Origin of the sequence: Paraburkholderia sp. BL25I1N1, assembly GCF_003002025.1 — a bacterium.
Lineage (GTDB): Bacteria > Pseudomonadota > Gammaproteobacteria > Burkholderiales > Burkholderiaceae > Paraburkholderia.
Genome location: NZ_PVZB01000012.1, coordinates 191,499 through 203,469 on the forward strand (window position 1 = coordinate 191,499; position 11,971 = coordinate 203,469).

The 11,971-nt window shown below is 59.7% G+C and carries 10 protein-coding genes; 3 read left to right on the plus strand and 7 right to left on the minus strand.

Annotation, left to right across the window (positions count from 1 at the left end; genetic code table 11):
• Positions 1 to 68: 68 nt before the first annotated feature.
• Positions 69 to 365: a transposase DNA-binding-containing protein gene (locus B0G73_RS19530; RefSeq protein ID WP_258193373.1), complete on the minus strand. Its 297-nt coding sequence runs from the start codon at positions 363 to 365 to the stop codon at positions 69 to 71.
• A gap of 585 nt (positions 366 to 950) precedes the next feature.
• Between B0G73_RS19530 and B0G73_RS40080 the strand changes: the two genes are divergently transcribed.
• Entirely contained in the window at positions 951 to 1,130 is a 180-nt protein-coding gene (locus B0G73_RS40080; protein ID WP_146144207.1) for a hypothetical protein, read from the plus strand.
• Between the two features lie 434 nt (positions 1,131 to 1,564).
• On the opposite strand, the gene B0G73_RS19540 is transcribed toward B0G73_RS40080, so the two are convergent.
• The 4 genes from B0G73_RS19540 to B0G73_RS19555 all read right to left on the minus strand — a co-directional run bounded on the left by B0G73_RS19540 (position 1,565) and on the right by B0G73_RS19555 (position 7,223).
• On the minus strand, positions 1,565 to 3,328 hold the full coding sequence (locus B0G73_RS19540) for a SulP family inorganic anion transporter (RefSeq protein WP_106282945.1): 1,764 nt from the start codon (positions 3,326 to 3,328) through the stop codon (positions 1,565 to 1,567).
• Positions 3,329 to 3,589: 261 nt separating this feature from the next.
• A complete protein-coding gene (locus B0G73_RS41910; RefSeq protein ID WP_374957022.1) occupies positions 3,590 to 4,264 on the minus strand; it encodes a hypothetical protein in 675 nt (224 codons plus the stop codon).
• 1,072 nt (positions 4,265 to 5,336) lie between these two features.
• The gene (locus B0G73_RS19550) at positions 5,337 to 6,542 is read right to left on the minus strand and encodes an AAA family ATPase (protein WP_106282947.1); all 1,206 of its coding nucleotides are present in this window, start codon (positions 6,540 to 6,542) and stop codon (positions 5,337 to 5,339) included.
• A gap of 42 nt (positions 6,543 to 6,584) precedes the next feature.
• Positions 6,585 to 7,223 carry an aldolase gene (locus B0G73_RS19555; protein ID WP_106282948.1) on the minus strand — a complete coding sequence of 213 codons (639 nt, stop codon included), beginning with the start codon at positions 7,221 to 7,223 and terminating at the stop codon, positions 6,585 to 6,587.
• Positions 7,224 to 7,394: 171 nt separating this feature from the next.
• Here B0G73_RS19555 and eno point away from each other — a divergent pair, with 171 nt between their 5' ends.
• Together eno and tpiA are read left to right on the plus strand one after the other, a co-directional pair.
• Entirely contained in the window at positions 7,395 to 8,687 is a 1,293-nt protein-coding gene (gene eno / locus B0G73_RS19560; RefSeq protein ID WP_106282949.1) for a phosphopyruvate hydratase, read from the plus strand.
• 81 nt (positions 8,688 to 8,768) lie between these two features.
• Positions 8,769 to 9,542, plus strand: coding sequence for a triose-phosphate isomerase (gene tpiA, locus B0G73_RS19565; RefSeq protein WP_106282950.1), 774 nt, complete (start codon positions 8,769 to 8,771; stop codon positions 9,540 to 9,542).
• Positions 9,543 to 10,079: 537 nt separating this feature from the next.
• On the opposite strand, the gene B0G73_RS19570 is transcribed toward tpiA, so the two are convergent.
• Entirely contained in the window at positions 10,080 to 11,219 is a 1,140-nt protein-coding gene (locus tag B0G73_RS19570) for a succinylglutamate desuccinylase/aspartoacylase family protein (protein WP_106282951.1), read from the minus strand.
• Between the two features lie 354 nt (positions 11,220 to 11,573).
• Entirely contained in the window at positions 11,574 to 11,912 is a 339-nt protein-coding gene (locus B0G73_RS19575) for a multidrug efflux SMR transporter (RefSeq protein WP_106282952.1), read from the minus strand.
• Between the last annotated feature and the right edge of the window lie 59 nt (positions 11,913 to 11,971).

The window sequence follows — 11,971 nt, forward strand, 5'->3', positions numbered from 1 at the left end:
CTCGCCGGACGCCCGCTGCATGACTATCGTTATAGTCCGCGAGATTATCGAAGGTTAGGGCTATTTCGTTATACAGAAGTGTCGTAGCCGTCGCGCAAGATCTGAATGGTGATCACAGCATCCATGACTCGCTGCATGCCAATCCACAGCGTCTTCGCGCCCGGTTCCCAATGCGGCTGCATCATGTCGCGCCAGTCGATGCGCTCATTGCCCAGAAAGCGATATGCCACCATCGTCTCGGCCCAGCCTTCGCACGCGCCCGGAATGCTGGCCGTGGGCCGGCTGGCGAACCGCTTGACCAGTTCCTTCGCGCGCCGGTCTCGCCGTGGATCACCCAAATCCAGCGTCTCAAATTCCTCGTCCACCCATGCTCCCGCGTCGTCTCGAATCTTCTGCCGAAAATCCGAAAGTAAACGCGAAATCCGCATTGTTAACACCCCCTCCTGGCTGATTTGCTATCCAGCATCATTTCCAGGCACGTCGATTTGTGTATAAGGAGGTGGGTTAGGGCCGCATGTGGAAATCGGCGACATTCTGTACCTCGGCTGCCCAGTCGTTCGCCAATACGACAGCACGCGTGTCATAGCCGTACTGCGATGGCTCCGGCGAAGAAAAGGTAACTCCCGCGATATTGTTGGCTCGATCCCGTAGCTGCCGATAGAAGAAATATGTAAGCAGCGTCTTTTTACGCGGCGTTGCAATTTGTGCAAAACACTACGGACGTGTGAGAACCGCACCATCGCGACGCATTTTCGGGCATGTTTATTGCATCACCGTATACTGCTCCTCGCGTTATCAAGCAGCGGGCACAATGAAAACATGCATTTGAAATGTCGGCGTACCGCCGCGCGATCGCCGAATCCACGCTCTCTTGCCGCCAGAGGGGCCGGACGGCGACCGGGGCGAACCATGCGGGAGAATTTGCGATGAACTCGAATTTCAGGAACGTCATGATAATCACGGCAATCGCGATGTTGACGATGGGCGCAGCAGGCTGCAAGCGCGCCGACAACAGCGGCGGCTCAGGAACCGATGCTGGCAGCACGGGCGCAATGAGCGCACCGTCAGCCGCGAGTGGCGGAGCCGCTGCGGGAGGCATGAGCGGAGGCGCGTCGGGCGCGAGCCAGTAGCCCCCAGCGCAGCGTCGCCGGCTACTTGAGACCGAACGAAAGAAACGGATCGCGTACTGTCGGTCTCAATCTACAAAGCTACGACGCCGCAAAGCTGCCGTAGGCGCTGTGAATGCTTTTGAATGTCGGCTATGGTGGTTGCGGTTGAACGCGTACAGCTGGCCAACACCAGCCGTTCGGCATCTGGACTCGGATTGTTGAAATCGATAAAGGGTAGCGACTGCTTCGATTGACTTGCGCCGGTCACGCCACAAAGCGTTCTGCCACAGCCAGGCGGTGAGATGCTCCGAAGCAGCCAATGCACGCAGGAGCACGCCGCCGGGGCTGAAGCCCGGAACGAACTGTGGAGAAGTGAACAGTGCGAAAACATTCCAATGCAATCCGACTTCCGCGATGTCGAACAGCTTCCGCGCCTGTTCGGTAACGTATTGGGTCTATGAGTCGTCTTCCCAATCGCGCCATTCGACTGGATGCGACTTCAGGTAGCGATCTACAGCCTCGCCGATCGTCGGGGAAAAATTCTTCTCGCCGATGAGCTCGAACATGCCGTAATGTTTCAGGCTATCCTTCACCGGTCCTTTCAGTTCTGCGAAGCACAGGGTCACGTCCAACTCGAGCAGTTCGTCATGAAGGCGCGCGAGCGTATCCGCAGCAGTGAGATCAATGTCGGTTACCGGTTCGGCCGCGATCACGATCCACTCGGTTTTCGTCGGTACTCCGCGCACCGCCTGCAGTACACGTTCGCGAAAAATCTCGGCGTTCGCGAAGAACAACGGTGCGTCCCAGCGCAGCAGCACAAGCCCGGGAATGCGTCGCGCTTCCGGGTGGCGGACGACATCGTGATAACCCTTCATGTGGTCGACACGTCCCAGCACGGCGGCGTAAGGGCGCCACGCGCGCCACAGGAATGCGAGAATCGCCAGCGCGAGGGCGATGCCGATTCCGTTGACGACACCGAGTGTCGCCACCCCTATCAGGCAGACGATCGACTGGACGAACTCGCTCGGTCGCAGGCGATACAACCGCAACATCCCCTGGACTTCGAGCAACGCCAGACAGGCTGCGATGACGACCGCCGCGAGCGCGGCTTGCGGCGTGTTGCGCAATGCCTGTGGCCCGAACAGCAACAATCCGGCGACGATCAGCGCGGCGACTACGCCCGTCGCCTGCGTCTTCGCGCCGGCGGCTTCCGCGACAGGCGTGCGCGAACCGCTCGCGCTGACGGCAAACCCCTGAGCGACGCCCGCCGCGATATTCGCTAGCCCGAGTGCGACGAACTCCTGATTGCGGTCGACCGCGCCGCCGCTGCGCAGCTCATAGGTACGCGACAGAACGCTGATGTCGGTGAACGACACGAGTGCGACGGCGGCGGCGGCGCTCAGAAGCGCCGTCCACTCATTGAGGGCAAGTGCCGGAATGCGCGGCACCGGCAGACCCTGCGGCAAGCTGCCAACGACGGCAACATCGGATCGCCTTGCGAGATCCAGCACGGCTACCGTTATCGTGGCGCCTGTCACAGCGATGAGCACGCCAGGCACCTTCGGCAACCAATGGCGGCAAGCGAGGATCACGCCGAGCGCCGACACGCCGAGCGCAACGGCCACCCCGTTGATTCGTCCGGAAGCGATGCCGCTGACGAGCTCGCGCACCTGCTGCACGAATGATTCGCCGTGCACCTGGAAGCCAAGCAGTCTGGGCGCTTGCCCGACCGCGATCGTGAGGATAATGCCGTTCAGGTAGCCGCGGCGGATGGGCAGCGAAAGCAGTTCCGTGACGAAGCCGAGCTTGAGCGCACCGACCGCCACGCAGATCGCACCAGACAGAAGCGCGAGTGCGCTGGCAAGAACGAGCGCATGGCCGGTGTTGCCGTGCGCGAGCGGCGCGACGCTCGCCGCGATCAGCGCGACGAGCGCGGAGTCCGGACCCAGCACGAGGATGCGGCTCGGACCGAACACCGCATAGGCGAGCAGTGCCGCGAACGAAGCGTAGAGTCCGGACACGACGGGCAACCCGGCCGCCTCGGCATAGGCCATCCCCGCCGGCACGAGTACGGCGCACAGGCTGACGCCCGCGATCGCGTCGTGAGGCAGCCATGAAAGCCGGTATTCGCGCGCCGTTGCAATGCCGGCGACCCAGCGCGATACCATGCGCCCGGCAGGGCTCGACGGCCGCCCGAACTTGCCAGGGTCTGTCTTCATGGGCCAGTGCAACCACACTGGATATTCAAGTCGGCCAGCCGCATCACATCCTCCTTCGAAGACGATGCTCCCAGTCTACCGCCGCGAGGTTGGGAGGATCGGTTGCGTGACTGCCGACAAAACGACGGACCGCCTGAATAGGGGCCGAACTTTGACGAGGGCGCCAAAGTCCGTCTCCTCCATATCTCCACGATCTGGGGTTCGGCCCGCTCTGTTCGGCGGGCTTCTTTTTAAGACACGTTTTGCCGGCACAAGATGGATTCACGCGTCGGGGATCTCCAACATCCAGTCCCTGTGATCGAGAAGAGTTCGGCTCAACATGGCAAATGCGGTGCCTGGCAGGTCCTCCAAATGTTCCACTACGCTGCTGGCTGGATAAAAAGCTTCGACCGCGTCGGCGAGGATACCCACTCCAATCAGTTCGACGCCCCGGCCGCGCAGGTCATCGACCCGTGCTTGCAGATCGCTCCGCAGAATTGCCGCATTGCCGTCGCCAGTCGCAGGGTATCCATCGGACAAAACGATCAGGATATGGCGATGCGCGCGTCGATCAAGCAGGCGCGCTGCAGCCCACGCTAACGCCTCACCGTCCGGATTCTCGTGGCCGCATTCAATACACGCGAGACCACTAAGGTTGTCGGAGTCAAAGCGCTTATAGACCTGCAAGTCGAGTCGCTCGACAAAGCGGTTAAAGCCGCTCGGCGAGTTGCCGCCAGCCAGCCAGTGCTGATAGTACTCACGCATTCCCGCATCCTCGATAGAACTGTAGCCCAACACTTCAGACGCGAAACCAAGCTGAGTCAATGCGTCGCCGAGCGCGGCAGCGCACAGCCTGGCGAGTTCGATCTTGCGACCCGCCATTGAGCCGCTGCGATCGATGAGCACGCAGATGGCCGCATCGCGGCCGGGCCCCACGCGACGAACCCGAAACGGCATGCGGTAGCCAGGCGAAGTCGCGAGCCTGACGAGCGAAGGGCGATCCAGTTCGCCGCGCTCCTGTTCGCGTTTCCAGTGCGTCTGTTCGTCAGCCTTCAATGCCCGCTCGAGCCGGGCTTTGAGCGGTTCAGTCTGTGCCCGCGCGGCATTTCTCAACTTTCTCCAGTTGACTGGATCTCCTTTGCCGGTTAGATCGGTGACGCTATCGAACTGCGTCGTAATGGGAACAGAGAGAATAGGGCTGTTCTGAGGAGACCGTCGCGGAGCGCCGGCCGTGCCTTCGCCCGACGGTTCGAGCCCCGCGTCGGATTGCGTCTGGGTTGCGCTGCTGCCGCCGACAGAAGTTGCATCGGACGATGACGGGCCATCCGGGCTTGCCGGCTCGTCCGATTCGAATTCGCTCCTCGTGTGCGCGGCATCAAGGATGCTCTCAGCATCGGCGGTGAGCATCATGTTGTTCACGTCGCCGGCGGCGAGGGCACGAATCCGTTCGACGAGGCTGAGCGCGACACGGACACTGTCGCTTGACGAGGTTACCGCGCGGGCCTGTTCAAGCACATCGCTGCTGGCGCCTATCGCGGCATTCAGCGAGGGGCTCAATTCGGTAGCCGTTGGGGCTTCGTTCCACAAGAACCGTTCGACGCGCCATACAAGCTTTTCTTTCCAGCCGAGTGTCGACCAGTGTTCCAGTGCCTTGCGCTCCATCTCCAGGCGCAAGTCTGCGAGGAACGATGCCGCCCCGGCATAGTTTGCGACTAACCGCATGCACGCGCGACGGTCGTCGATTGCCTGCGCGAGCCGGCGCGCGACAGGTGAGTTCAGGCGTGCGAGCGTTTCTGGGGTAGAAAAACGGGCGCGTGCGGCAAGCAGGTCCACATAACCGATCGTCACCTGAATCGACGCGCCAGACCTGAGACGATCCGTCGGCAGCACCATCTTGTTGCTGAGCAGTTGGGGCCCATCATCCGCGACAACGACTTCCATGCCTTCTTGCCCGGTCAATGTGCGGGCAAGCCGGGACAAATGTGCCAGCAGATCGTCGTCAGGGCTTGTCGGGGTACCGATCATTTGCCTATCGATCGAGGGCAATGTGATGCTGGATGATGCTGCGGATGAAGGCCGCATCTTCCGCGCTAACCTTCGAGTAGATGGTCGGACCAGCCGCCGTTTCGGGGTCTCTTGTGCGCAGCATGAGTTCCGTCCAGTCGAGCAGTCTTCTGGTGGAAAACGCGCTGCCCAGATCCTCGCGGGTGAATGCTTCGCGACATTCGGCGGCAATGGAAGCCAGAGTCTGGGCCATTGCCGTCGAGACACGAGCACCGAAGGTACGCTGCAGCACCTGCGCTTCGTCGTCCCGTGAGAGATAGTCGATGTGATAGACACGCCACCGGTCAAGGAAAGCCTCGTTCATCAGGTTGGCGCCCTGGTAGAGATGGCGATACTGACCCATTGATCCCACTGCATTGGCCGTTGCGAATAGTCGGAAAGAAGGATGAGGCGCGACGATTTCATTGCCCTTTTCCTTGAGCAACAGTCGCCCGCCCGGTTCGAGCACGGCTGTGAGGACAGCCAGAATCGCCGGTTCGGCGAAGTCGATTTCATCGACAATGAGCCACAGGCCTTCGCGCATCGCTGTGGGCAACACGCCATCAACCCAGATCGTCTCTCCGCCCTTGACGGTCCAGAAGCCGACGAAGTCGCCCACTGTCGTCTGGCCGTTCATGTTCGAACGCAGCACGCCCTGATTTGTGTGCGCGGCGACCTGTTCGATGAGACTGGTCTTTCCCGTTCCCGTGTGGCCGATCAGCAGGATTCGGCGGTTTTCAGCGATATCCAGAAAGACATTGTCCGAACGTGTTGCGAAAAGATATGCAGGGTTCATTGGCGGCACGAGCGGACCACCTGTTCCGAGAGCCATTACTACGCAACCAACCCGTGCCGTGCCGATGGAAGAATCAACAATCGCAGGGTCCGTCGTAGCGGACGCGCGCAAGTCGTTCATGAAGGTCGACCGATCGGCAAGCTCTGCGTTGTCCTTCGCACGCTCCTGGTGGACAAAACCTTCTCGATGCCATTTCTGCAGTTTCGCCTCGAGATTGTCGAGATCGACCACCGTATCGATATGCGTATCGCCATTGGTGCGGCGATGCTGGATGCGATACAGGTGTGGCCTCTCGGAGCAACTTACGCTCCATCGGCCAGCCGAGACGTCTGTCGGATGGTGGTAGATGCCGATCAGCGACCTGTCTTGAACCTGGTTATCTGCTCGTACGTTCATGGCGTGTAACGAATGCTGGGGCTGGTGGCCCCGTTTCCAGAGTTACCAACGGGCGCCAAAAGTATTACGGAGTTCGTCAATCGCTTCGGCCGGCAGAGGGGTGCCTGAACGACCGAGCGACATCCAGAGTGCTGCCGTCTCCTCGAGCTCTTCCAGCGCGAACGACGCCTGCGACACGGATTTCTCCCACACCACCGGGCCAAGACGTTCAAGCAGGACGGCTCGCACCTTTGCTGCAAGCGCCGCGACGTCGTCAGCGACATCGGGCGCGCCTGGCCGACGATATCTGATCAGCGGGACATGTCCCACTTTCATCACATAGTACGGCGTAATCGGAGGCAGCACGTCATCGATGCGCCAGACGCCGGCTAGTGTCAGTGCAACCAGATTCGTAGAATGCGTATGGACCACCCCGCGCGTTTCAGACGAACCTTCGTAGATTCTGCGATGGAGCGTAAGGGTCTTGGAGGGGTGCCCACCCGACACGTGTTGTCCGTCAACGTTGACCTTGGCGATGTCGTTCGGATCGAGTCGTCCGAGGCATGCGTCGGTGGGGGTGATGAGCCATCCGTCGTCGAGGCGCGCACTGATGTTGCCCGCACTGCCCACCGTGTATCGGCGTGCGTAGAGGCTCGCGCCCACGGTGCAGATTTCCTCGCGAATTCTGGATTCGGCGCCCATAGCTTCTCCGGACAAAATTGTATGTGAGACGGCAAAGTACAGCTGATGGCACTCATGTCGCCGTTTGCATGCTGTAATCTCAGATTGGTAATTGTACTACGTTGCAATGACATACAATATAGATGAAAATCTCGTTCAACGTCACAGGCCCTTTAACTAACCGGCAACGATATGAGCGCAATTGTTGATGTCATCGGTCGAGAGATTCTCGATTCGCGAGGCAACCCCACTGTCGAATGCGACGTGCTGCTCGAGTCGGGCACGATGGGCCGCGCCGCGGTGCCGTCGGGCGCGTCCACGGGTTCGCGCGAAGCGATCGAACTGCGCGACGGCGAAGCCGGTCGTTACGGCGGCAAGGGCGTGCTGAAGGCCGTCGAGCACATCAACACTGAAATCTCCGAAGCGATCATGGGCCTCGACGCTTCCGAGCAGGCCTTCCTCGACAAGACCCTGCTGGAACTCGACGGCACCGACAACAAATCGCGCCTCGGTGCGAACGCGATGCTGGCCGTGTCGATGGCCGTTGCGAAGGCTGCCGCTGAAGAAGCCGGCCTGCCGCTGTACCGCTACTTCGGCGGCTCGGGCGCCATGCAACTGCCGGTGCCGATGATGAACATCGTCAACGGCGGCGCGCACGCGAACAACAGCCTGGACATCCAGGAATTCATGATCGTGCCGGTCAGCCAGCCGACCTTCCGCGAAGCACTGCGCTGCGGCGCCGAAGTGTTCCACGCGCTGAAGAAGATCCTGTCGGATCGCGGCATGAGCACGGCAGTGGGCGACGAAGGCGGTTTCGCGCCGAACTTCGGCAGCAACGACGAATGCCTGTCGACCATTCTGCAAGCCATCGAGAAAGCCGGCTACCGCGCCGGTGAAGACGTGCTGCTGGCACTCGACTGCGCAGCGAGCGAGTTCTACCACGACGGCAAGTACCAGTTGGCGGGCGAAGGCCTGCAACTGTCGTCGACGGAATTCGCGGACTACCTCGCGAACCTCGCCGACAAGTTCCCGATCGTCTCGATCGAAGACGGCATGCACGAAAGCGACTGGGCAGGCTGGAAGTCGCTGACCGATAAGCTCGGCAAGAAGATCCAGCTGGTCGGCGACGATCTGTTCGTGACCAACACGCGCATCCTGAAGGAAGGCATCGAGAAGGGCATCGCCAACTCGATCCTGATCAAGATCAACCAGATCGGTACGCTGACGGAAACCTTCGCGGCCATCGAAATGGCTAAGCGCGCCGGCTACACGGCCGTGATCTCGCACCGTTCGGGCGAAACCGAAGATTCGACGATCGCGGATATCGCGGTCGGCCTGAATGCCGGTCAGATCAAGACGGGTTCGCTGTCGCGTTCGGACCGCATCTCGAAGTACAACCAGTTGCTGCGCATCGAAGAAGACCTTGGTGATATCGCCAGCTACCCGGGCAAGTCGGCGTTTTACAACGTCTTCCGGTCGACCTGAGCGGCGATACGAAGTCGCCGGTCGCGGCAGCGCCGGAAGAACGCTTCGCTGGGGCTGCCCTTTAATTGTTAGAGGCCACGTATGCGGAAACAACTCGTATTGGGTAACTGGAAAATGAATGGGGCGTTGGCGTTTAACGCGCGCCTTATAGAGGACCTGATGCAAGGCATCGCTGACGGTGATAGTGGCTGTGAGGTGGGAGTATGTGTTCCGTTCATCTATGTCGCGCAGGTCGGAGAGGCGCTCGGCGGGTCCACAGTGCGATTGGGGGTTCAGGATATTTCGGCGCACACGGAAGGTGCCTACACGGGCGAAATCTCGGCAAAAATGGCTTCTGAGTTCGGGGTGTCCTTTGCGCTTGTCGGTCACTCAGAGCGCCGGATCTATCACCATGAATCGGCAGAAATCGTCGGCGTGAAGGCGCTTCGTTGTCTGGAGGCCGGTATCACCCCGGTTGTATGCGTGGGCGAGACGCTCGATGAGCGTGAAATGAACGAGACTAACCATGTCGTCGAGCGGCAGCTTACTGCCGTCCTCGATTGCCTGGGCGTTGAAGACGCCACCCGGATCGTGATCGCTTATGAGCCTGTCTGGGCAATTGGAACCGGACGAAGTGCAAGCGCCGGTCAGGCACAGGAAACCCATGCCTTCCTGCGTCAGGTGCTGGATACTCGATCTTCGTCGCTCTCGGATGTGCCGGTCCTCTACGGAGGCAGCGTGAAGTCTTCGTCGGCTGCAGATCTGCTCCGTCAGTCAGACGTAGACGGAGGACTTGTAGGCGGCGCCTCGCTGCATGCGGGCGAGCTTGCAGCAATTGTCGCGGCGATGCCACGTCGCACCTCACAGGCACGGTGAAACCGTTGCGTCCTGTTGTGTCGCATATCCTCACCGAAGATATCGACATCCGCGAGACCACCGCAGATCATCATTGAGAAGGGATTGTGTCTGTTATGGCTCGAAGCAGTGGACGACAGGACGGAAAGGTACGGCCAGCCTTGGCGAAACAGATGCTAATGCCGTTGCCGGTTGGCCATGCAAGTGGGTTATCGCTGGAGGCGCACCTGGCGCTGGCCGCATGCAGCACTGGAGGCGGAAACTGACATCTGCTTTACGAACTGGTCCGCGTAACCTATCTGTAGCGACCCGCGTTTGAAATCGGCCGGACCTACATTCGACGCGATATCCGGCCAGCATTAACTGCAACTGACGGAACTCAGATCGGCAGCCCGGTCGCTGACCGAACAATCGGGCATTACTGCCTCAAAAATCTACGCCTGCGCTAGCGTGAGTACCGCGCAATTCGACCGTTTCCATTCGACCGACGACGGCTGGTGAATCTTCTCGAAGTAGCCATTCAAGCGGTGTTGATAGATTCCCCGCGCGTCGCCCAGGCTAACGTTCAAGTAATGGCCCTGATCGAAGCGGCACAGTTCCCACAATCTTCCCAACAACTTCCCCGCGCGGAACAAAGCGGATCAACGTTCGAGAAGCCACGATCCCATCGGTTTGTGTGCGAATTGCAATTGCCGATCCGAGCGGGTCGTCTGCGCTCGGGTCGACGATTTCTGCAACTACGTTGCCACGTAACACATGTGCGCCGAGCGGTACCTTATAGCTGACGATTCCACCTCGCGGCGCAATAAGGAGGTCAGTCGCGTTCAGGTTCGTGGCATTGCATAACGCCTCGGGGAGTTCCCCTGGGTCCCCAGCGACGGCTCCACGGCGCTGTAGGAATTTGAGCAGTGCATCTGCGTCTGCAGACGCGAACTCGTCGCCGACGTCTCCCTGTCCCCGCAATTCCAATGTCACCGAATGACAGCCGATCGGAATGGGAAATAGGTGTCCCAGTTCTTTCCGAACGATCTCCCACGTACCCGTGAAAAGGTCGGTAGAAGTGCCTGCACCTTCGAAGCCATCCTCGAGAAAAACCGCTTCGCACGCGATTTGCGCGCAGAGATCAGAGATATCTGGCCAAGTCGACTGATAGGTGTATGCATGCATGATTGCGTCACGGTCGCAATGCAGGTCGATGGCTACGTCAGCATCAAAGGCAAGTTGGAACGCGGTTTTTTTTATCTTCTGGATTTCGCTTACTTCCGGCAAGTCGTCAGCATGCCGTCGGACGATTCTCCGAAGCAAACGCAAGTTTGCTGCTTCGTCATTTCCTAGTTCGAGTCGTGCGTCCGCTGCCACGCTTTTTCCAACTGAAGGCCAGTGCCGGTTGAAATTGCCTTCGCCGCCGAGATCATTCCTGCCGACAAGTACACCATTGATCCAGCCGGCAGCGCCGACAGGGTTGATGAACGGAACCAGAACGATCTCTCCGACGATTTCGCCGCGAGAATCGGCCTCATCGAGACGCTTTGCCAAGTGCGCAAGCGTGAGCATGCCGGGGATCTCTTCGGCATGTAGACCCGCTTGCATGTAAATCTTCGGTCGAGCGCCGCTAGTCCCATATCGATGCACGGTAATGTGGCGACTGGTCGAAGGGAAGCCAGCATCGAGATTGGTTCGTTGTATTTTTTTCGTCATAGGTGGCCTTTGAGTGACTATGTGTAGCGACCTGAAATCGATCGAAATCGGTTGGGCCTGCAATTGACGCTATTTCCGGCCAGCATTAACTGCAACCGGACGGCAGTCAGATCGGCAGCCCGACGGCGAGCATCTTGTCCCGCAACGCGGACGCTGGCAGCACAATCTGCCGTTGTCCCAATTCGACACCTGCACCGGCGCGAGTGCTATGTGAACCGCCGCCTCGACCGTCCACACCTTCGACCGTGAACCGTTGTTCACCGTTCTACAAAGCGACATTGGTTTCGTGTGTAGGGGCAACAGATTCGCCATAGCTCAAGCGCGCAAATATGTCTCCACGCTCGCGCCCAAACTTTAAGAACCATTTCCGCTGAGATTCAGTAAAACGATCCCGGATATAGCGGTACATATTCCGATCGCCTTAATTGGACTGAGTGCTTCCCCAAACCATGCGATCCCGATCACTGCCGTCAACGCGGCACTGCTGCCAGCCCAAGCTGCGTACGCCATGCCCATTTCGATTCGTTTTGTTGCAATCGCCATCAGCCAGACGGCGGTCACGTAGCACGCGACCGTCAATACCGACGGAAGTAGGCGCGTAAAACCGGAGGAGAGGTTGAGAGCCGCAGTACCAAGCGATTCAGCAGCAACGCTTGCAGCGAGAAGAATCCAGGCTACCTGAGTGGTAAGCATACGCATACCTCGCCAGCCCAACGTTTATACCGAACGTTGCGCGAGCGAAGATAGGTAGC